The sequence below is a fragment of the Psychrobacter piscatorii genome, from assembly GCF_904846415.1.
GTDB classification, from domain to species: Bacteria; Pseudomonadota; Gammaproteobacteria; order Pseudomonadales; family Moraxellaceae; genus Psychrobacter; species Psychrobacter piscatorii.
In genome coordinates this window covers 96553-117106 of record NZ_CAJHAR010000003.1, presented here as the reverse complement: position 1 = coordinate 117106, position 20554 = coordinate 96553, and the positions used below count along the sequence as shown (strand labels likewise).

The following is a 20554-nucleotide window of genomic DNA, read 5'->3' as shown; positions in this document are numbered from 1 at the left end:
TTTTAGACACTGGATGCGGTCTCTTATTTTATGCATAACAACCACTGTAGATTTAGTTGCTTACCCAGCCTAAAAAATCACATTATGTGTTAAACTTTCGCTTCTGATTGTAGCATTTGCAGGCAAATCTAAAATCATGTTTTGGTATTTCTAACGTAGAGAAATACTGTGCCTGTTTTGCACGCTCATCGACATCCTTTTTTATACCCATTTTGACTCATTAGGCACTCATGGCAGAAAACGACAAAACCGACGACTTACTCAATCAGACACCGCCGCACAATATCGATATTGAAAAGGCATTGCTCGCGTCTTTGATGAGTATCGAAGAGGCGTACGACAAGATTGCCGATATCGTCACCAAAGATGACTTTTATGCGGGGCGGCATCAATATATTTTTGATGCCATTGCTCACCTTGCAGCAGTAAATGAGCCGTATGATACGGTCATGGTACACGATTGGTTAGAGGCGCAAAAGCTACTCAAAGGCGCAGGTGGTGACAGTTATTTGGCCGATATTTTGAGCCAAAGTCCGGCGACCTTGTTTAACCTGACCGCTTATGCCCAGCGTGTGCGTGAGCTTTCAACGCTGCGTCAACTAATTACCACTGGTAATGACATGCTGACGCTCGCCTATAATCCAAAAGACCAAAGCGTTAGTGATATTCTAGACAATGTCGAAGGCAAGATATTTAGTATCAATGAGCAGCATAACAAACGCGCTGAACAGCGTGGCCCTGTCGGTATTACTTCGGTCTTAACCAATGTTATCGATAAGATTCAAGAGTTAAAGTCCAACCCTGACGGCATGATTGGTTTACAAACGCCATTTGTCGAGCTGAATAATAAAACGCAAGGTCTGCAAGCGGGTGATCTGATTATCGTCGCCGCGCGTCCTTCGATGGGTAAAACCACTTTTGCGATGAACTTGGCAGAAGGGATTTTGTTTAATGAAGATTTGCCTGTTGTGGTGTTTTCGATGGAGATGCCTGCGGAATCTATCGTGATGCGTTTACTGTCATCATGGGGTGCGATTAACCAGACACACCTGCGCTCTGGTCAAATGAACGAAGATGAATGGGCTAAAATGATGAACGCCATTCAACATCTGCAATCAAAGCATTTGTATATTGATGACAGTACTGCCCTACCGCCCTCTGAGATGCGCTCTCGCTGTCGCCGTATCGCTAAAAACCATGATGGGCGCCTGGGTGCCATCGTAGTCGATTATCTTCAGCTAATGAAAGTGCCAAGTCTAGATGGTAACCGTGTTGGCGAGATTTCTGAGATTTCTCGCAGTCTAAAGGCGCTCGCACGTGAGCTTGAATGTCCCGTGATTGCCTTATCACAGCTTAACCGCAGTCTAGAAAACCGTCCAAATAAACGCCCTATCATGTCGGATTTGCGTGAATCTGGTGCAATTGAGCAGGATGCCGATTTGATTATGTTCATCTATCGTGATGAGGTTTATAATGAAAACTCAGACCACAAAGGCGTGGCGGAAATCATCATTGGTAAACAACGTAACGGCCCTATTGGTACCGTACGTCTGGGTTTTGAAGGTCAATTTACCCGCTTTATTAATCTAACGCCAGAATACTATCAGGGCGTCAGTTTTGAGAATGATGAGTAACCAACCTTATAAATTTAACCTTGATCAAGACTGAGCCTTGCATAAAATTAGGTTTAGTCGTAGGTTAATAAGTAATTTTATATAATCAGTTTTTAATACCATAGCCAGTACCGCATCCGCCCAACCGATGTAGTGCTGGCTTTATCACTTCATAATTCTACTCATATAGAAGGCGATTATGCGCACTATTACCATAAAACCAAAAGCCCTTACCCATAACCTAAATCAAGTAAAACAACGAGCACCCCAATCGAAAGTATTGGCTATGGTCAAATCCAATGCTTACGGACATGGCGTAGCGGCTGTCTTGCCAGCCCTGCAGCAAGCAGATGGTATCGGTGTCGCAACGTTGACTGAAGCGCTAGAAGCCAGACAGTTAGGCTGGGATAAAACCATCGGTCTAGTAGAAGGGGCATTTAGCGCTGATGAGTGGCAGCAAGCGATCGAGCATGAGATTAGCTGCGTGATTCACCACGGACCACAGCTAGATTGGGCACTACAAAATATTCCACCCGCCAATAGTGCAACTAATGTGGTTTGGCTCAAATACAACACGGGTATGAATCGCTTAGGCTTCAATGCTGAGGGTGTTTTATCAGCAGCAAAGCGTCTACATGAGGCAGGCTATCAGCTGATACTGGCCACACATTTTGCGAATGCTGATGATCATGACCATCCATTAAATGCGATGCAGATTGAGCGTTTCTCAAGCGTACTAGCGACTTTGAAAGATACCATTAGCCCAGATATCCAAGGCTCACTATGCAACTCTGCTGGTGTCGTCAACTTTCCAGAGTACCATTATGATTGGGTACGTCCAGGCATTATTTTATATGGTAGCTCGCCTGTCGTTGACAAAAGCGCACAAGAATTAGACTTGCAGCCCGCGATGGAGTTTAGTGCTCAAATCATGGCATTACAAACGGTCAGTGCCAATGATGCTATCGGCTATGGTAGCCGCTGGCGTGCGCAGCAAGACACCAGAACCGCTCTCGTGAGTGTGGGTTACGGAGACGGCTATCCGCGTGTAATAAGTGACGACGCTTATGTCACCGTCATCGATGCTAACGACAATCAAAGCTACCGTTGTCCTGTGATTGGGCGTGTGGCAATGGATATGATCGTCATTGATGTCAGCAAAACGCCTGAAAACCTTGCTTTGGATAGTAAAGTCATGCTTTGGGGCGATGCGCCGCGCGTCGATGAAGTTGCAGGTCATGCTGGAACGATTAGCTATGAGCTGTTATGTCGCCTCAGCATACGTCCAAACCGTACACAGGGATAGTCATTAGCATACGAGTATTGTGGCTTGCTAATGCGACTTTGGTCTATTTAGCAAGCCATTTAATCTCGGTAAAATTGAACGTTTACATTGAAAGTAAATACGCTATACTAAAAGTTTGTTGTCAACCCAGTATACGCACTGACGCGATGCTATTGAAGACTGATGACGTTTCACCGACTGCGATCGACTGCTAGGATTACTATGAGTTTGCGCCATTTTTTAACCTTATCTGATTTAACCAAACAAGAACTAGAAAACTTAATCAAACGCGCAAGCGAATTGCGTAAGATGCAACACGCAGGCGAGATATACCAGCCTTTTGTTGGTCGAACGCTTGGCATGATATTTGAAAAATCTTCAACGCGTACCCGTATCTCATTTGAGACAGGTATGGGTCAATTTGGTGGTAATGCTATCTTTTTATCACCTAACGATACTCAGCTCGGTCGCGGCGAGCCACTAGAAGACTCCGCTCGCGTGATTTCTAGCATGGTTGATATCATTATGATTCGTACCTTTGGTCACGAAAAAGTAGAAACCTTTGCTGAATATTCAAGCGTACCTATTATCAATGCATTGACCGATGACTACCATCCTTGTCAATTGCTCGCTGATATGCAGACGTATTACGAACATCGCGGCAGTATCGAAAACAAAATCGTCACGTGGGTTGGTGATGGCAACAACATGTGCTCATCATTCATGCAAGCGGCTAACCAGTTTGGTTTTGAGCTGCGCGTGGCAGCGCCTTATGGATTCGAGCCTGATCCAAAGCTTATGGAGCGTTTCTCACACTGTGTGAGCTTGGTAGAAAACGTACAAGACGCGGCCAAAGACTCTAACTTAATTGTCACCGATGTATGGGCAAGTATGGGTCAAGAATCCGAGCAAAATACGCGCGCACGTCGTTTTGCCCCGTATCAAGTGACGCCGTCTCTATTAGACAAAGCCGATCCTGAAGTGGTGTTTATGCACTGCTTGCCAGCCCATCGCGGCGAAGAAATCTCCCACGATATGCTCAACGATCCGCGCTCTGTCGTCTGGGATGAAGCTGAAAACCGCTTACATGCCCAAAAAGCATTGATGGAGTTTTTGCTAAAAGACAAAATCAAGTTGTCTTAATCACTTACACACCCTCATAGCTAAGCAAAGTAAGTTACTTGTAAAATAAGACACAAAAAAGGCAGACTATATATTAGTCTGCCTTTTTTATTATTCAATTTTTAGCAAGCGTATGGATATGAATTAATGCGTGAGCGTCGTCACGCCATTTGCACCTGCTTTTAATAGAACATCAGCTTGGTTCGCCGCAAAAATACCATTACAAACCACACCGACGATATTATTCAGCTCTTTTTCTAGCGCAATTGGATTGCTCACATCCAAGTCATAAGTATCTAAGATAACGTTACCATAATCAGTGACAAAGTCTTCACGATATACTGGTTCACCGCCCAATTTGGCCAATTGACGAGCCACATACGAGCGAGCTTGTGGCAGTACTTCAATTGGTACTGGAAACGCACGACCTAAGATCTCAACGCTTTTGCTTTCATCGACCATACAAACGAACTTGCTAGACGCTGCCGCGACAATCTTTTCGCGAGTCAATGCACCGCCGCCGCCTTTGATAAGTTGCAAGTGCTCATTGACTTCATCAGCACCATCAATATAAACATCTAACGTGCCAGCAAAGTTCAAATCAACGATTTCGATACCAAGCGCGCGAAGTTTGTCTTCAGTCACCTGTGAGCTAGCGACAGCACCAGCAAGCTTCACTTGTGGCAACAACTCAATCAAACAGTTGACCGTACTACCCGTCCCTACCCCAAGTATCATATCGTCTTCGATATAGCTTAGGGCGGCGCGGGCGGCGGCTTGCTTTTGTGCTTGCTGATCACTCATCATAAATCCTTGGAAAAATAAACGTATGGTCTTAAAAAAAGTAAAAGACTAAAACAAATAAAATGCGCGGCTATTATAACCGATGATATTCATCGATGTTAGCGCAATCACAATTCTAATTCGGTAGTCATATAATACTTATCTCACAACGTTCTTAACCGCACGCTTTCACTTTATATTCATTCAGGCATGAAATCCCAAGAAAACTGCAATTGAGTCTTGCAAGATACTCAAAATCAGCATAGGCTAATCTATTTCTTTTTTATATTCATTCTGTTTAGGGATTACTATGCTGTCACATTGGGTACGAGCCATCTTACAAGCCACCGTCTATGACGTTGCTATTCAAACACCACTTGAAACGGCGCCCAAGCTGACCCAACGTTTTGCCAATGACATTCGATTCAAGCGTGAAGACTTACAGCCAGTCAAATCTTTTAAATTGCGCGGTGCCTACAACCGTATCAGTCAGCTAAGCGATGAGCAAAAAGCGCGCGGCGTTATCTGCGCCTCAGCAGGCAACCATGCACAAGGCGTGGCTTACTCTGCGCGCAAACTGTCACTGAATAACATCATCGTCATGCCAACCACGACTCCCGACATCAAAGTAGATGCCGTCAGAGCACTTGGCGGTAATGTGGATCTGCACGGTGATAGTTTTGATCAAGCAAACCGCTATGCAATAGATCGTGCTGAACGCGAGGGCCTGACCTTTATACCGCCTTATGATGATGAATTGGTGATTGCAGGACAAGGAACCATCGCGCTTGAGCTGACACAACAATGGCGCAACATGGATTACGTCTTTGTCGCGGTTGGGGGTGGCGGTCTCATCTCAGGTGTCGCCGCATTTTTGGGAGAAGTGGCACCGCATGTCAAAGTGATCGCGGTAGAAGCGGAACAATCAGCTTGTCTAAAAGCCGCACTTGAAACGGGTGAACGTGTCAAACTTGAGCAAGTGGGATTGTTTGTCGATGGCGTAGCAGTCGCGCAGATTGGTGAATTGCCTTTTGACGTTGTGCGTACGCAAAAAAGCGATAACTCCGGCCCTGTCGTGGAGCCTAAAGTCGTCACCTGTAGCAACGATGAAGTCTGCGCCGCGGTCAAAGATGTGTTTGAGGAGAGCCGCAGTATCGTAGAGCCTGCAGGTGCGTTGGCAGTTGCTGGTATGAAAAAATATATCACAGCGAACAATATTCAAGGTAAAAACTGCGCGGCCATCATTTGCGGCGCTAATATGAACTTTGACCGTCTGCGCTATATCGCTGAGCGTACTGAAATTGGTGAGAAAAAAGAAGCCATCTTTGGGGTCACTATCCCTGAACAAACAGGCGCTTTCTTGAATTTCTGTCGCAGTCTGCATGGTCGTAATATCACTGAGTTTAACTACCGTGCTGACAGCAAAAAATCGCCAGATTCTATGGAGCCTGCCTCAATCTTTGTCGGCATCGCGTTAAAAGAAGGCGAAAAAGAACGTCAAACCATCAGCAGCCAACTGGCAGACGATGGCTATACCGCTCACGATCTGACTGACGATGATATCGCCAAGTCACATATCCGTCATTTGATTGGTGGTCACGCCAAGGTTGAAAACGAGCAGCTACTACAAGTGATATTCCCAGAGCGTCCGGGCGCACTGCTGACTTTCTTAGAAAAATTGGGCGATGACTTTAATATCACTTTATTCCATTACCGTAACCATGGTGCCGCTGAAGGTCGGGTGTTGGTTGGCTTACAAGCCTCTGACAGTAACTCGCGCCAACTACAAGACGCCCTTTTAGATATCGGTTACGACTGTACGACGGTCAATGACAATATTGGCTATCAGTTGTTTTTAAGATAGTAAAAATAGCTATAAAAATTCAAATCCAATGGCGGTTTTTAAGTCGATTAAAAACTGCCATTTTCATATTAATAATAATTATGAGCTGGCAGGTATGGCACAGTGATAAACAAAGTATTAGTGATATTGACATGTCTGCTTTTCGTGCTTATAGGTTATAGAGTCCTTCAACCTAAAAACACGGTACATCAACCTGCAACCAATGCAGCAGCAGATATCGTAACGCAATCTACTCTTACTTCTAATGACGTTGATAATATTGATGACATACCGCCAACATACGTTGACTTGGGGCCTATCTCAACATCAGAGTCAACCGTAACTCCAGTTTTATCTACACAATCAGCAACATCAAAATTTTCATGTGACGGCAGAACACATTGCTCACAAATGACATCCTGTGCGGAGGCAACTTACTTCACAAACTACTGTCCTAATACCAAAATGGATGGTAACCACGACGGTATACCTTGTGAACAACAATTGTGCAACTGACTCACAATCACAAAAATCCATTTGCAAATAGTAAATTTGCCCTAATATTATTTATATAAAACTATGATTTAATATAAAAACGAATGCAAAAGGATGCTTATGAATAAAAGTACAAATAATAACCCTCAAAGTCTGGCCAAAATTCGACTTGATAAATGGTTGTGGGCAGCCAGGTTTTATCGCACACGTACGCTTGCCAAGCAAGCAATTGAAAGCGGACGTGTCCATTATGGTGGTAGCCGCGTCAAGACCAGTAAAGAAATCTCAGTCGGCGACGAGCTAACCATTCGTCAAGGCTCAGCTACTACCATGACCGAAAAGACTGTCGTTGTTGAGGCGCTATCTGCACAGCGTGGCAACGCGACCGCTGCTGAGGTATTATATTCAGAGACCAAAGAGAGCGAAACGCGGCGTGCTTATTATGCCGAACAGCGCAAACTTGCCAACCTTGCACGCCCTGATAACAAGCCGAATAAAAAAGAGCGCCGTGACTTACAGCGCTTCAAAAGCAATCAAGATTGATATAGCATTACCCCCGCATCACCCAGTTATATATAGCATTGTCATAAACCTATTATTAAGTGACGCTATTGTCCAGTCTCTATCCTTGCCATTCAAGCGATTAAGCGTTACGCTAGTCGTTGGTTCAATCGATTGCATGCTAATAAAAGCCGCATTAACAATGCTGGTCTCTTATAGCATGTTTTTTTTGTTATAGAAGGTCATATTATGCTGATGAAAGCCTGTACTCCCTCGTCTGTATTATTGGTTTGTTTAGGAAATATCTGCCGTTCACCAACTGCTGAGGAAGTTTTTCGTCAGCAAGCGGCAATTGCTGGACTCTCAATAAAGATAGACTCAGCAGGTACCAGTGATTCACATGTCGGCGACAAACCTGACCCACGCTCGCAGCGTCATGCCAAATCACATGGCTACAAAATTAATAAATTGGTTGCACGCCAGGTAACCGCTAATGACTTTCGCGATTTCGATTTAATCTTGGCCATGGATTCACAGAATTTGGCCGACCTGCAAGCTATTAAAGACGGCATTACAGATACAGAAGATGACTTGGCAAAGCTGGCCCTCTTTAGTGAAGAAGACCCTACCTACGGCGGTAACGATGTACCGGATCCCTATAAAGGTGATAGCGATGATTTTGAAGAGGTGATCGAACGCATCGAATCAAGCGCACAAGCTTGGATCGAAAGCTGGAAAGCTTGTTAGCCATAAATTCTATATTTCTGCTACTCTTGCATCCGGTATCCTCTATAATATAGTTAATCCTCTATAAAAGAGCTACAGCGTTAACCTGGCTTGAAGTATCACAGTTACGTCTGCACTCAGTTGCCCTGTATCTCTTTTAAATTGAATCAACTATAGCTACCTTATTATTTATTATTATTTTGCCCCATAGGCTATGTTATGACCCAAGCTGCACGCCTTGATCTAGACGCTCAGACCACGACTATAAATGACTCATCAGCGACTCTGTTAGTCAGTAGTTCAGTCGATTTGTCACATAGCAATACGATGGCACTGGCCTGTGTCGCTGATTCTGTAGTGACGTTGACTAATGAGGCTCAGCTTGATGACTTTATGGCAACCTATGCAGAGGACGTAGAGCATCAGCTGTCATTATTTGTTTTATCTGGCGGTAGCAATGTTTTAATGCCAGCAGCGTTAAATGCGGTGGTATTGCAACCCAAAATGCGCGGTATTCATTTGACTGCTCAGACTGATGGCTATGTCGATATCGAGGTAATGGCGGGCGAAAACTGGCACGATTTGGTCGTACATACAGTCAATCAAGGCTGGTATGGGTTAGAGAATCTTGCGCTCATACCTGGCCTAACTGGTGCAGCGCCAATACAAAATATTGGTGCTTACGGTGTGCAATTAGAAGACTGCTTACAATATGTACGCGCTTATCATTTACCGACACAAACTTGGCACCATTTATCAGCGGCCGACTGTCAATTTGGCTATCGTGACAGTATCTTTAAGCGCACGCCAAACACATGGCTTATTAGTCGCGTCGGTTTCAGATTGCATACTGATCCTACCAGTATTCTAGCCAACTATGGTGATGTACAGACTGTGGCGCAGCGCTATGCTGAGCAACAAGGGCGCGAGCAAGCGACGCCTCATGACGTTATGCAAGCCATTATAGATATCAGACAACAAAAGCTGCCAGACCCAAAACAGCTACCTAACTGTGGTAGTTTCTTTCAAAACCCTATTATCGCTCAGGAGCAGTTTACGGCGCTACAAGCAATCTATCCAGCTATCGTTGGTTATCCGATGCCTGACGCAATGGTAAAAGTTGCGGCAGGTTGGCTCATTGAGCAAGCAGGATTAAAAGGGAGCGGCATCGTACCCATCGTGACTCACAAACATCAGGCGCTGGTACTGACCAATCACACGCCTTATCAAGCAACTCAAGAAGATGTGGCAACAGCACAGCGCTATATCGCCAATATTGTCTATGAGAAATTTGCAATTCAGCTATCACGTGAGCCAGTTTGGGTGAATGCTGATGGCTCAATTGGATATGCTGAGCATGTGGTCTAAACAATCATGGTCTAAACGCTTATGGCGAAACTATTTGCGTTCAGCCGAACGGATGGTGAAGCTATTTCGTATCATCAATATTACCTTTGTATTAGGCTCGACGTCTGTTATTTTAGTCCTAATCAGTTTGTTCACACCGCTATTCTCACAAGCCGTTGTCTATATATTTGCGCTTCTTCCTTTACCAAAAATGCCTTCTGCTGCTATGAGCTCTCCGCCGACTGCTTACGTGGTATTAGGCGGTGGTCTAACTAATGATAATAACAATCAAATCATCCTCAATCGCTATAGCCTGAATCGTGCGCGTACTGCTGCAGGCGCTTATCACGATCTTCCCTTACCTATTGTACTAAGTGGCGCTGAAGCCCCTTGGCTCGGTCAGTGGCTCATTGAGCATGGTATCGATGGGCTGATAAGCGAAAATGCCAGTATGAATACGTGCGAAAATGCCCGTTTTACAGCCAAGCGTATTCCGCTCCATCACGTTTACCTTATTACTGATAGCTATCATATGGCACGTGCGCGTAGACAGTTTGCCTTGAATGGTATTAATAGCACACCGCTTAGCGCACCATTGCCAGTTAGACGCGACTGGATGAAACCTGCGCAAAACCTAAGTCATTCACGGCGGGCTGTTTATGAAATCGCCGCCTATCTACGGGATGTGATACGTCCGCAAATGAATTGTCGTCATGCTGATGATGTGACTTCACAGCAACTCCTAACACCGCGAGGCAGTGCAAAAAAAGCATCTGATGAATAGGTTTTTATGCTAAACGCGCAGCTAATATCGTCTTATGATGCTATGCCTCATTCTAATCGCTACAAATCATCCACTGCATTTGCGATGGGTGTATAATAATAAAAGACACTGCTATCGAAGAGAGTTACCATGCTCAGTATATTTTTATTAATCCCATTAAGTCTCATGCTATTTGTGGTTGCCATCTGGGCGGTGCGTTATGCGGTAAAATCAAACCAGTTCGAAGATTTGGACAATGCATCACAGCGTATCATATTGGATGATCGTCAAGAGCGCAGGCAAACCATGCAAGCTCATGAGCGCGCGGTGCAGTCTCAGCCTTCTGCGAATACCGAGCCGTCAGAGGATAATGTTAATAAAGATACAGTCGTTCACACTGATGTAGAGAAAAACCCAAAAATCTAACCTTTATCCTCTTCTCTGTTCATCGTGTAATGATGAGCTTTTGTTAGATAATAATCGTGTCTATAGATACGGCCTTTATGACTTTTAGGAGATGCATCCATGACCATGGCTTTACTTGTTGCGGCATTACTGATGGGTTTTTTTGGCTCGCCGCATTGTTTGGGTATGTGTGGCGGTCTTGTGACGGCATTTGGTCTGTCTATGAAAGATGTCAGTCCTACTAAACGCCGCGCTTTGGTGGCCACCTACCATCTTGGCCGTCTAACCAGTTATGCATTATTGGGTTTGGTCGCAGGCCTTATTGGTGTCACGGTATTAGCGCCATTGATGCAGGGCAATAGCATGCCGCGCATCTTGTTAGGACTGGTACTAGTATTCGTCGGTGTTACCATGCTTGGCGCGCCGTTTTTGACCAAGCTTGAACGTTTTGGCATGCGCTTTTGGCAATACCTTAGCCCGCTGCGTCAAAAGGTATTTCCACTCAATACTTTTCCGCGCGCACTAACAGCAGGTTTGCTTTGGGGCTTTTTGCCTTGTGGTTTGGTATACGGCGCTCTACTGATTGCTGTCGTCGCTCACAACCCATTAAGCGGTGCTGTATTGATGTTTGTATTCGGCTTAGGGACCATACCGATGCTAGTTGCAACGCACGAGACAGTTGGCTGGTTACGTGACAAGATTGGTCGTTTTCGCTTAAGGCAGTTAAATGGTGCGGTGATGGTACTCTCAGGTTTGGCAGTTGTTGTCGTTCCTATGGTCATGACAAATATGCATAGCGGGCATGGTGGTGGACACGCACAGATGGATCATAGTAGCCACTCTGCTATGATGTCTGAGACAGATGCTCATGACATGGATCAGACGAATCACAATATGATGCCAGCTATGGATCATGATATGCAAGACATGGATAATCATATGGATCATAGCATGCATGATATGGGCGATGACGCCACCTCCATGAATCATGCTCAATAATTTCTAACACATAATTTGAGTACTGCGTGGACTTTACCAAGCGTACAAAAAACCCTTAATATCCAAAATGATATTAAGGGTTTTTATTGGTTAAATGATATCCATTTATAGTAATTATTCCTGCCACTGCTCAAGCGTAAACTTGGTCTCTAAATGCTTCTCTAATGCAGGTATATTAAATGCGTCATCTTCACTGACAAAGCTAATGCTAATGCCTGTTTGCCCAGCGCGGCCCGTACGGCCAATGCGATGGACATAATCATCTGGTTGATCCGGCAATGTATAGTTAACCACATGACTGATATCATCGACATGGATACCGCGCCCTGCAACATCTGTCGCCACTAAGATAGACGCGTGACCATCTTTAAAACGCTGCAAATACTTCTCACGTTTTTGCTGAATCACATCACCTGAGAGCATGACAATCTTATGTGCTTGGCGCAGTTTATGATAGAGACGCTTGACTTGATCTTTGCGATTGGCAAATACAATGACCTTTTCAACGGCCTCATCACTAATAATACGCTGCAGGGCTTCGAGTTTTTGATCTTCTGTCAGTAAGTAAAAGTGCTGATCAACCAATTCGCTGGTTTTGTGTTCTGGCTCGATTTCCACAAACTGCGGCTCATGCAACCAGCGATACGCCAAATTCATCACATCTTGGTTAAAAGTAGCAGAAAACAGTAAGCTTTGACGGTCTGTATTGGCGGGCATACGACCTACTAAGCGCTTGATATCAGGGATAAAGCCCATATCCAGCATGCGGTCAGCTTCATCCAAGACCAACACCTCTACTCGATCCAAATACACCATACCTTTATTGGCAAGGTCAATCAGACGGCCAGGCGTCGCTACCAAAATATCAACGTATTGGCGCTCAAGCTCATGCTGCTGGGTTTCGTAATTTGTACCGCCCATGATACAGACACTATGCAGCGACGTATATTTGGTCAATGCTATGCAGTCGTCAAATATCTGCTGAGCGAGCTCACGCGTTGGTGCCATAACGACTGCACGTGGCTCACCGAGATAGCGCTCTTCATCATGCGTAAAAGGACGTTTGAGTAACGCCTCCATAATAGTCAGCAAAAACGTTGCTGTCTTACCGGTTCCCGTTTGCGCCTGTCCGATGGCATCTTGATTTGCTAATGTATGCGGTAGTATTTTTGCCTGAATAGGCGTTAATTCAGTGAAACCCAAATCACTCACGGCGCGTAATGTCGCGACTGAAAGTGGCAAATCAGTAAACGTTGTAAAATTACTCAAAAAAATATCCTTTTAAATTAGTTGCTTGTATTTTATCAATCACAAATCAGCTCACAATAAAGCTTTATACTGACATAAGCGTGACCAATAGCAGTCGCAACATGATATCTATAGATGGCCGCTAGACATACGGGTACAAAAAAAGCCAAGCCCAATACCTGACCTACCAAATATGCTGCTGTTAACTCAACATGGGTAAGACAATACGGGCTTGACTCAGTAGTATATCAGTAGTTCGTACAGACATTATAACTAAACCGCTTTAATGTCTGGATAGATTACTCTTCTATCTTTCTGACTTCTTCAGCTTGAAGGCCTTTCTCACCTTCTACGACACTGAACTCAACTTTTTCGCCATCTTTCAAAGAACGATAGCCATCACCCTGAATCGCGCGGAAATGGACAAAAATATCTTCTCCGCTGTCACGTTGAATGAAACCAAAGCCTTTTGAGTCATTAAACCACTTAACGATACCTTGCTCACGAGCTGACATAATATTACTTCCTAAAAAAGTTCGCTTAGTCCCAAATTCCTTTGCAACATTGCATATAAACGGGATCTAAGATGATGAAATCAAAAACTTAAGAATACTAACCTAGCCACAGTCATCTTTAAAACGCTTATATAAAAGAAAGCCAATTTTGCAAACTATCTTTCATATCAATGACAGTAACAAACTTGCAATATTTATTGCATAAAAAATATCATAGCACGGGTTTTTAGCAACATAAAGACTTTTAACACGCTTTTTGATGCATGGGTGAGTTTTTCCTGTAATTTTTTTATAACCTAGCCTACAAGCTGCTATTATAAAGGGATACGCTGGCTCAGCTTGTGCAACCTATTTGTCATGCATACCTTATTCATTATAATAAATCATCCACATATTTAAATAGCGACAGAGATTACTATGACGTCCTCTTCTCCATCTACAGTAGTAGAAAATCCTGCTGACCAACACATCGATCAGACACTCAATCACAAACTGCTATTGGTGAATGGCGTCAACCTGAACTTATTGGGTAAGCGTGAGCCTGAAATTTATGGCCATATGACGCTGGTAGATATCGAAAAACGCTTGGTCGAACGAGCCGCTCAGCACGGCATTGAATTAACTTGTATACAGTCAAATCATGAAGGCGATCTAGTAGATAAGATCCAACATCATGGCTTATTAGCAGATAAAACTGACCAAGTCGATGCCATAATCATCAATCCTGCTGCATTCACTCACACATCAGTTGCGTTACGGGATGCGTTGCTAGCGACACAAAAACCATTTATAGAAGTGCATTTATCCAATGTACATGCGCGTGAGACTTTTCGGCATCATTCTTATCTGAGCGATATCGCCGTTGGTGTTATTTGTGGACTGGGTCACATGGGCTATGAGATGGCATTACATTATTATCTGAATACTATGTATTCAATCCATATGAGCGATTAGTGTAATAGTTCACGCTTGTGAATTAACCTCTTTCTCTACCAAATAAAGTTCTACCAAAAAATTTTGTTTGCCTTTTCACACATTAGTCAAACAGTAATTGGCTGATGAAAATAATAGAATTATCACTGAGCACACAACCCACTATATGGTGACATGAATGGCAAAATCGTCCGGAAAGCGCTTTATGAAACTCGCTGGCATGACAGCAAGTATTGCCGGCAAAGCAGCTAAGAACTCATTTAAGCATCTCTCAAGTGACGAAGAAAAGCGGCTACAAGCACGCTCAGATTTGATGCAAGACGTGGGTATTCAGATTGCCGAAACATTGGGTGAGATGAAGGGCGCGGTGATGAAGGTCGGACAGATTGCGTCACAATATAAAGACGTTTTTCCACCTGAAGTTGCCACTGCTTTAGAAAAACTCCAAAAAGATGCCCCGCCAATGCCCTATGCGCAAATACGTGCACAAGTTGAGCGTGAGCTAAAAGCCCCTATAGCAGAGTTGTTCAGTGAGTTTGAAGAAATGCCGTTTGCTGCCGCATCTATCGGACAAGTGCACAAAGCTACTTTATTGTCTGGACAAAAAGTCGTGGTCAAAGTCCAGTACCCTGATGTGGATGAAAACTGTGATAGTGATCTCAAGCAAGTCCGCATGGCACTAAAGATTGCAGGCGTACTCAATATGAGTAAACAGTTGCAAGAGCAACTCTTTAACGAGATTCGCCAAAGCTTGCATGATGAGCTTGACTATACCAAAGAAGCTTATAACTTACGTGTGTTTGGCGCTTTTCATGCAGAGGATGAAGGACTTATCATTCCTAAAGTCATCAGCAGCCATTCTTCCAGACGGATTCTGACCTTAACCGAGGAGATGGGAGAGACATTGACTGTCGCTGCGACATGGGACAATGATATTAAACAAAAAATAGCAGAGCGCCTGTTTCATTTTACCGCAGGACAGCTATTTGGCCTCTACCGTATGCACTGTGACCCACATCCAGGCAACTTTGCATTTCGTCATGACGGCAGCGTCGTGGCTTATGATTTTGGTGGTATCCGTAGTTACAGTGATAGCGAAGTTCAATTGTTCCGTCGTTTCGCCAAACATGCTATCAAAGGCGATGTGACCGCACTTGAGCAAGACCTCGTCGCCTTAGATATTCGCCGTGACGATAATAAAAACATCCCTGGCGAGTTTTATGAAAAATGGCTATCCATTGGCCTCAAGCCATTATCTATCAGCCCGTATCAGGAAGGTGCGTTTGATTTTGGCAGCAGTCAGATACATCATGATGCCATTGCGCAAATGCGTACCTCATTGAAATACTTTGGTCAGTTTCAGCCCTCTGCCACAACGATGATGCTAGATCGCACTATATCAGGACAGTACTGGAACTTGGTAAATCTAGGCGTCGAGACTGACCTCTCGCCGCTGGTTGATGAGTACATTGAAGTATAAATAAGAGAGCCATCAGTAGCGATATAAAACCTGTCACTACCTATCATTAGATATGGAGCGCGTGCCCGCAGCGATCGCAAAAGTCTGCGCCCACTGCATGACCGAATTTACCACAGTTTGGACAAGTGACAGGATTGAGCTGTGGGCGCATATTACGAGCCAGCTCAGAGGTAAAAATACCGGTCGGTACAGCAATAATCGAATAACCTGTGATCATAACCATGGTTGCAATCGCTTGGCCTAACGGCGTCTTGGGCGACATATCACCATAGCCAACCGTTGTCATCGTAACGACCGCCCAATAGATAGACAATGGAATACTAGTAAACCCGTTCTCAGGCCCCTCTACTACATAAATAATTGAACCAAAGATGGTTACCAATAGCACAAGGGATAAGAAAAAGACCGTAATTTTCTGCTGACTGGTCTTAAGTGCAGAAGCCAAAAAACCTGCCTGTTGCATATAGGCTTTGAGTTTTAGGACACGGAATACACGTAAGATACGTAGCACTCGTATCACGAGTAGATACTGCACCCCTACAAACAGTAAGCTGAGATAGCTTGGCAAAACAGACAGCAAATCCACTATCCCAAAGAAGCTAAACGCATAGCGCAAACGATTGGGTGCTGAAAACAACCTTAGCGCATACTCAATGGTAAACAGAATGGTAAAAAACCACTCTGCATAAAAAAACAACGTGCCATATTGCAAGCGCATGTACAAAACACTATCAAGCATGACGACAGCAACACTGGCCAAAATCGCAATCAATAATACAATATCAAAGAGCTTACCCAAACGGGTATCTGTACCTTCGATAATGATATGCGTGCGGTTACGCAAGTGTGTTAGGGCTTCAGCGGTTGGTTGCTTCATAGAATCAGTAACTTTATAAAATCAATGGCTTGATAGCATTCCATGACTTAAAATGTGATGGATAAGGGCAAGTTGGTCAAAATAGTTAAAACTGGTTTATAATATTGCTCACTTATCACAGTGAATACAATCTATAATTTGCCACAGTGTAGCAAAAAAGCACTCTCAACAACATACAAATCGTTAACGTGCAAGTAGCGCTACTACCTTATATAGACAAAGTAATGATAGTATAAAACAAGGTGATCAGACATCGAAGGCTGTGATTCATCGCCTTTTTGCACATAAAAAATAATACGTAAACCTTAAGGATGTTATATGGCAGGCCATTCAAAATGGGCAAATATTAAACACCGTAAAGCCCGTCAGGATGCAGTAAAAGGTAAAATATTTACCAAAATTATCCGTGAAATCGTCTCAGCTGCCAAACAAGGCGACCCCGATCCTGACAAAAACCCGCGCTTACGTGCTGTTATCGAAAAAGCGCTATCAGTCAATATGACTCGCGACACGATTAACCGTGCTGTCGACCGTGGTACAGGCGGCGGTGATAATGAAAACATGGAAGAAGTCAGTTACGAAGGCTACGGTGTTGGCGGTGTAGCGGTACTGGTCGAAACCATGACTGACAACCTCAATCGTACTGTCAGTGAAGTCCGTCACGCCTTTACCAAATGCGATGGCAACCTCGGTACATCAGGATCTGTGGCGTATCTGTTTACTAAACGCGGCGAAATCACCTTTAATGATGTGAGCCTAGAAGATGAAGTCATGCTAGCTGCACTAGATGCGGGCGCCGTTGATATCGAAAACGATGGTGAAAGCTTACTTGTCATTACTGAGTGGGAAACTTTCGGTCAAGTTCAAGACGCGCTTAACGCTGCTGGTCTTGTCTCTGACAATGCTGAAGTCACCATGTCACCATCTACCACGGCTGAAATCGACAATGTAGAAGATGCTGAAAAGATCCTAAAGATGATCGATATGTTAGAAGATGCGGATGATGTGCAAGAAGTTTATACTAACGTAAACTTCTCTGCTGACGTCATGGCGCAGCTTGAGGGATAGCTAAGACAGCTTCAGATTTTCTTAGTAGTACTGAACTTTAGTGTTATAAAACCAGATGGTGTCATACTGTCTGGTTTTTTCGTTATCACAGCACTCTCTTATAACGGTTGTTTTTCTCATAGACGAGGCATATAATCACACAAAAATAGTAATAGTTATCATTTGCAAAGATGCAAATAACTAAGGACTTTTATATGAGTGTGACGCTTTCACCTTCTTATTCTACCGCTACTGACGCTCCTACTCTGACAAACGCATCGCCTGTATGTTCATTATTAGAGCTAAACAAACGCCAGCCTGCCATTATTGACGAGATTGTTGCCAATCATCGCTTCGGTGAAATCGATGGTGCCATTAGCCAACGGCTCAAAGACTTAGGATTTTTGCCCAATACATTGGTTCATATTGTTGCCAAAGGTCTGTTTGGTAAGCCGCCTTATGCCGTGCAGCTAAGTACGGGCGCTCAGTTTAGCTTACGTGCTGACGAGCTGATGAAAATCAAATGCCGCGCCATCACATCAGCGTAAAAACACATGATCAATCTGCACAGATAAACCAGTCATCCTCTGCTTTATCCAAACAGCTTCCTCATATACATTCCTCCAGAAGCGATGCATAAGCTTATGTCCTCTTCAGTATCCATCTCAGTACCAATCAAACAAATAAAAGCTAACACTGCACCTATCACATTAGCTTTGGTAGGCGCACCCAACTGCGGCAAAACTGCCACCTTCAACGTGCTAACAGGCTCTAAAGCCAAGGTAGCCAACTATTCTGGCGTTACCGTTGATAAGCGCAGTGCTACTCTGCTTGGTCATAGCAATGTCAACATTTTAGACCTGCCCGGCACTTATAGCTTAAAAACAGCCAGCCTAGATGAAGAAGTTACTCGTAAAGTGCTCTTCGGTCAAATGCCTGGCGAATCTGTCCCTGATGGGATTATTTTTGTGGCGGATGCCACCAACTTACGTATGTCACTACGGATGCTACTTGAACTAAAAAACTTAGGCTTACCGATCATTGTCGCACTCAATCTGAGTGACGTGGCACATAGTCGTGGTCTGGTCGTAGATGAAGCGATATTATCTGATGAGCTGGGCGTACCTTTGGTCAAGACCGTTGCGATCAAGCGCAAAGGTTGTGAGCCGTTAATGAGATTAGCTGGTGAGCTGATCGAGTATATCTCTGGCAGCGACAAGCCTATCCATTTCTTTGATGGTGGTAGCGACACGCATACCATGTATCAACAGGCTGATGATATTCTAAGCCGAGCCGTAACAAGTGCACAACGTTTACCAAAATGGCATGAGCGGTTAGACCAGTTGACATTGCATCCCGTCATAGGGGTGGTTATTTTGCTGATGATCCTATTTGTCATCTTTCAGGCTGTCTATGCATGGGCTGCGCCGCTGATGGATAGTATCGAATGGCTGGTTGGTAGTGTGGGTACACTGCTGACGCAATGGCTACCAGATGGTATCTTACAGAGTCTTATCGTCGATGGCATTGTGGCTGGTGTGGGTAGCGTCGTGGTGTTCGTACCTCAAATCACCTTGCTTTTTTTATTCTTATTGATACTAGAAGACTCAGGATATTTACCGCGTGCCGCGTTTTTGTTAGATAATTTATTATCCAAAGTAGGACTATCTGGACGCTCATTTATTCCATTATTGTCCGGTTTCGCTTGCGCTGTGCCCGCTGTCATGTCTACTCGTACGATACCGAGCCATAAAGAACGCTTGATGGCCATTGCCGTGCTGCCCATGTTGACTTGCTCGGCGCGTCTACCGATTTATGCCCTCATCATTGCAGCGGTAATACCCAGCCGAACGGTGCTTGGCATATTCAATTTGCAAGGCATTACTTTATTTATACTATATGTTGCGGGCACATTATCAGCAGCGCTAGTTTCATGGTTATTCAAACGCTTTCATAGTGCAAAATCAGAATCGTCTGCTTTTCCTTTATTAATGGAACTACCAACTTATCGCATGCCCAATGTGAAGCATATCGCTGGTGAACTTTGGGACAAAGTGAGTGCGTTTTTAAGAAAAGCCGGTACAGTGATTTTCACGCTATCTGTGGTGTTATGGGTGTTAGTCACTTTTCCATCTGCACCTGCAAATGCCGTTGGCCCTGCTATTGATTATAGCTTTGCTGGTATGCTTGGACATTTGATCGAGCCAATTTTTGCGCCCATTGGCTTTACCTGGCAGATGTGTATTTCTTTAATCCCAGGACTGGCCGCGCGCGAGGTCGTGGTGGCAGCGCTGGGTACGGTATATGCAGTAGGCGGCGTGGGTGATGAGGCCATCAACCAAACGCTTATTCCTATCATTCATGCTCAATGGGGTCTGGCCACTGCCTTTGCCTTTTTGGCCTTTTATGTATACGCCCCAATGTGTTTGGCAACCCTCGCGGTTATTCGCCGTGAGACTAAGTCATTGAAGCAGACTTTAGCCATTACTGGCTATCTGTTTGTGCTGGCTTATACGATGGCTTGGATAGTCTACCGCATCACGGGACAAATTTTTGGATTTTAAGGAGCTGA

20 protein-coding genes are annotated in these 20554 nt (G+C 44.3%); 16 read left to right on the top strand and 4 right to left on the bottom strand.

Annotated features, from left to right (window positions below; genetic code table 11):
• Positions 1-230 precede the first annotated feature (230 nt).
• The 3 genes from dnaB to argF all read left to right on the top strand — a co-directional run bounded on the left by dnaB (position 231) and on the right by argF (position 4041).
• The gene (dnaB, locus tag JMX83_RS02280) at positions 231-1634 is read left to right on the top strand and encodes a replicative DNA helicase (RefSeq protein ID WP_201598694.1); all 1404 of its coding nucleotides are present in this window, start codon (positions 231-233) and stop codon (positions 1632-1634) included.
• A 178-nt stretch (positions 1635-1812) separates the two neighbouring features.
• Positions 1813-2919: an alanine racemase gene (gene alr / locus JMX83_RS02275; RefSeq protein ID WP_201598693.1), complete on the top strand. Its 1107-nt coding sequence runs from the start codon at positions 1813-1815 to the stop codon at positions 2917-2919.
• Positions 2920-3120: 201 nt separating this feature from the next.
• Positions 3121-4041 carry an ornithine carbamoyltransferase gene (gene argF, locus JMX83_RS02270; RefSeq protein WP_165597694.1) on the top strand — a complete coding sequence of 307 codons (921 nt, stop codon included), beginning with the start codon at positions 3121-3123 and terminating at the stop codon, positions 4039-4041.
• A 123-nt stretch (positions 4042-4164) separates the two neighbouring features.
• Here the strand turns inward: argF and rpiA are convergent, their stop codons facing one another.
• The gene (rpiA, locus tag JMX83_RS02265; RefSeq protein ID WP_201598692.1) at positions 4165-4824 is read right to left on the bottom strand and encodes a ribose-5-phosphate isomerase RpiA; all 660 of its coding nucleotides are present in this window, start codon (positions 4822-4824) and stop codon (positions 4165-4167) included.
• A gap of 289 nt (positions 4825-5113) precedes the next feature.
• Here rpiA and ilvA point away from each other — a divergent pair, with 289 nt between their 5' ends.
• The 8 genes from ilvA (at position 5114) to JMX83_RS02225 (ending at position 11882) form a co-directional block, all read left to right on the top strand.
• A complete protein-coding gene (gene ilvA / locus JMX83_RS02260; RefSeq protein ID WP_201598691.1) occupies positions 5114-6667 on the top strand; it encodes a threonine ammonia-lyase, biosynthetic in 1554 nt (517 codons plus the stop codon).
• Between the two features lie 102 nt (positions 6668-6769).
• Positions 6770-7162 carry an excalibur calcium-binding domain-containing protein gene (locus JMX83_RS15315; RefSeq protein WP_320157658.1) on the top strand — a complete coding sequence of 131 codons (393 nt, stop codon included), beginning with the start codon at positions 6770-6772 and terminating at the stop codon, positions 7160-7162.
• Between the two features lie 99 nt (positions 7163-7261).
• Positions 7262-7684 (top strand): RNA-binding S4 domain-containing protein, encoded by a 423-nt coding sequence (locus tag JMX83_RS02250; protein WP_406947612.1) that lies wholly within the window; start codon positions 7262-7264, stop codon positions 7682-7684.
• A 207-nt stretch (positions 7685-7891) separates the two neighbouring features.
• A complete protein-coding gene (locus tag JMX83_RS02245) occupies positions 7892-8389 on the top strand; it encodes a low molecular weight protein-tyrosine-phosphatase (protein ID WP_201598688.1) in 498 nt (165 codons plus the stop codon).
• A 306-nt stretch (positions 8390-8695) separates the two neighbouring features.
• Complete coding sequence (murB, locus tag JMX83_RS02240; RefSeq protein ID WP_265089474.1) at positions 8696-9736, top strand: UDP-N-acetylmuramate dehydrogenase; 1041 nt, start codon at positions 8696-8698, stop codon at positions 9734-9736.
• Positions 9726-10499, top strand: a complete 774-nt coding sequence (locus tag JMX83_RS02235; RefSeq protein ID WP_075107411.1) for a YdcF family protein — start codon at positions 9726-9728, stop codon at positions 10497-10499. Before murB ends, JMX83_RS02235 begins: the two co-directional genes overlap by 11 nt.
• 129 nt (positions 10500-10628) lie before the next feature.
• A complete protein-coding gene (gene ccoS, locus JMX83_RS15155) occupies positions 10629-10904 on the top strand; it encodes a cbb3-type cytochrome oxidase assembly protein CcoS (protein WP_227675672.1) in 276 nt (91 codons plus the stop codon).
• Positions 10905-11003: 99 nt separating this feature from the next.
• Entirely contained in the window at positions 11004-11882 is an 879-nt protein-coding gene (locus JMX83_RS02225; RefSeq protein ID WP_201598684.1) for a sulfite exporter TauE/SafE family protein, read from the top strand.
• 114 nt (positions 11883-11996) lie between these two features.
• Here JMX83_RS02225 and JMX83_RS02220 read toward each other — a convergent pair whose 3' ends face one another.
• Positions 11997-13151 (bottom strand): DEAD/DEAH box helicase, encoded by a 1155-nt coding sequence (locus JMX83_RS02220; protein ID WP_201598682.1) that lies wholly within the window; start codon positions 13149-13151, stop codon positions 11997-11999.
• Between the two features lie 278 nt (positions 13152-13429).
• Entirely contained in the window at positions 13430-13645 is a 216-nt protein-coding gene (locus JMX83_RS02215) for a cold-shock protein (protein WP_192992921.1), read from the bottom strand.
• A gap of 417 nt (positions 13646-14062) precedes the next feature.
• Between JMX83_RS02215 and aroQ the strand changes: the two genes are divergently transcribed.
• Together aroQ and JMX83_RS02205 are read left to right on the top strand one after the other, a co-directional pair.
• Positions 14063-14599 (top strand): type II 3-dehydroquinate dehydratase, encoded by a 537-nt coding sequence (gene aroQ / locus JMX83_RS02210; RefSeq protein ID WP_201598679.1) that lies wholly within the window; start codon positions 14063-14065, stop codon positions 14597-14599.
• 157 nt (positions 14600-14756) lie between these two features.
• A complete protein-coding gene (locus tag JMX83_RS02205; RefSeq protein ID WP_201598676.1) occupies positions 14757-16058 on the top strand; it encodes an ABC1 kinase family protein in 1302 nt (433 codons plus the stop codon).
• A 46-nt stretch (positions 16059-16104) separates the two neighbouring features.
• Here JMX83_RS02205 and JMX83_RS02200 read toward each other — a convergent pair whose 3' ends face one another.
• Positions 16105-16935, bottom strand: a complete 831-nt coding sequence (locus tag JMX83_RS02200; RefSeq protein ID WP_075107416.1) for an ion transporter — start codon at positions 16933-16935, stop codon at positions 16105-16107.
• A 318-nt stretch (positions 16936-17253) separates the two neighbouring features.
• Between JMX83_RS02200 and JMX83_RS02195 the strand changes: the two genes are divergently transcribed.
• The 3 genes from JMX83_RS02195 (at position 17254) to feoB (ending at position 20546) form a co-directional block, all read left to right on the top strand.
• A complete protein-coding gene (locus JMX83_RS02195; RefSeq protein WP_201598675.1) occupies positions 17254-18003 on the top strand; it encodes a YebC/PmpR family DNA-binding transcriptional regulator in 750 nt (249 codons plus the stop codon).
• A gap of 194 nt (positions 18004-18197) precedes the next feature.
• The gene (locus JMX83_RS02190) at positions 18198-18530 is read left to right on the top strand and encodes a FeoA family protein (RefSeq protein ID WP_201598674.1); all 333 of its coding nucleotides are present in this window, start codon (positions 18198-18200) and stop codon (positions 18528-18530) included.
• Between the two features lie 96 nt (positions 18531-18626).
• On the top strand, positions 18627-20546 hold the full coding sequence (feoB, locus tag JMX83_RS02185; RefSeq protein ID WP_201598672.1) for a ferrous iron transport protein B: 1920 nt from the start codon (positions 18627-18629) through the stop codon (positions 20544-20546).
• Positions 20547-20554: the final 8 nt, after the last annotated feature.

What these genes read in the sequence shown, in the direction of transcription:
- dnaB (WP_201598694.1), top strand. Translation starts at nt 231, where the DNA reads ATGGCAGAAAACGACAAAACCGACGACTTACTCAATCAGACACCGCCG.
- alr (WP_201598693.1), top strand. Translation starts at nt 1,813, where the DNA reads ATGCGCACTATTACCATAAAACCAAAAGCCCTTACCCATAACCTAAAT.
- argF (WP_165597694.1), top strand. Translation starts at nt 3,121, where the DNA reads ATGAGTTTGCGCCATTTTTTAACCTTATCTGATTTAACCAAACAAGAA.
- rpiA (WP_201598692.1), bottom strand. Translation starts at nt 4,824, where the DNA reads ATGAGTGATCAGCAAGCACAAAAGCAAGCCGCCGCCCGCGCCGCCCTA.
- ilvA (WP_201598691.1), top strand. Translation starts at nt 5,114, where the DNA reads ATGCTGTCACATTGGGTACGAGCCATCTTACAAGCCACCGTCTATGAC.
- JMX83_RS02250 (WP_406947612.1), top strand. Translation starts at nt 7,262, where the DNA reads ATGAATAAAAGTACAAATAATAACCCTCAAAGTCTGGCCAAAATTCGA.
- JMX83_RS02245 (WP_201598688.1), top strand. Translation starts at nt 7,892, where the DNA reads ATGCTGATGAAAGCCTGTACTCCCTCGTCTGTATTATTGGTTTGTTTA.
- murB (WP_265089474.1), top strand. Translation starts at nt 8,696, where the DNA reads ATGGCACTGGCCTGTGTCGCTGATTCTGTAGTGACGTTGACTAATGAG.
- JMX83_RS02235 (WP_075107411.1), top strand. Translation starts at nt 9,726, where the DNA reads ATGTGGTCTAAACAATCATGGTCTAAACGCTTATGGCGAAACTATTTG.
- ccoS (WP_227675672.1), top strand. Translation starts at nt 10,629, where the DNA reads ATGCTCAGTATATTTTTATTAATCCCATTAAGTCTCATGCTATTTGTG.
- JMX83_RS02225 (WP_201598684.1), top strand. Translation starts at nt 11,004, where the DNA reads ATGACCATGGCTTTACTTGTTGCGGCATTACTGATGGGTTTTTTTGGC.
- JMX83_RS02215 (WP_192992921.1), bottom strand. Translation starts at nt 13,645, where the DNA reads ATGTCAGCTCGTGAGCAAGGTATCGTTAAGTGGTTTAATGACTCAAAA.
- aroQ (WP_201598679.1), top strand. Translation starts at nt 14,063, where the DNA reads ATGACGTCCTCTTCTCCATCTACAGTAGTAGAAAATCCTGCTGACCAA.
- JMX83_RS02205 (WP_201598676.1), top strand. Translation starts at nt 14,757, where the DNA reads ATGGCAAAATCGTCCGGAAAGCGCTTTATGAAACTCGCTGGCATGACA.
- JMX83_RS02200 (WP_075107416.1), bottom strand. Translation starts at nt 16,935, where the DNA reads ATGAAGCAACCAACCGCTGAAGCCCTAACACACTTGCGTAACCGCACG.
- JMX83_RS02195 (WP_201598675.1), top strand. Translation starts at nt 17,254, where the DNA reads ATGGCAGGCCATTCAAAATGGGCAAATATTAAACACCGTAAAGCCCGT.
- JMX83_RS02190 (WP_201598674.1), top strand. Translation starts at nt 18,198, where the DNA reads ATGAGTGTGACGCTTTCACCTTCTTATTCTACCGCTACTGACGCTCCT.
- feoB (WP_201598672.1), top strand. Translation starts at nt 18,627, where the DNA reads ATGTCCTCTTCAGTATCCATCTCAGTACCAATCAAACAAATAAAAGCT.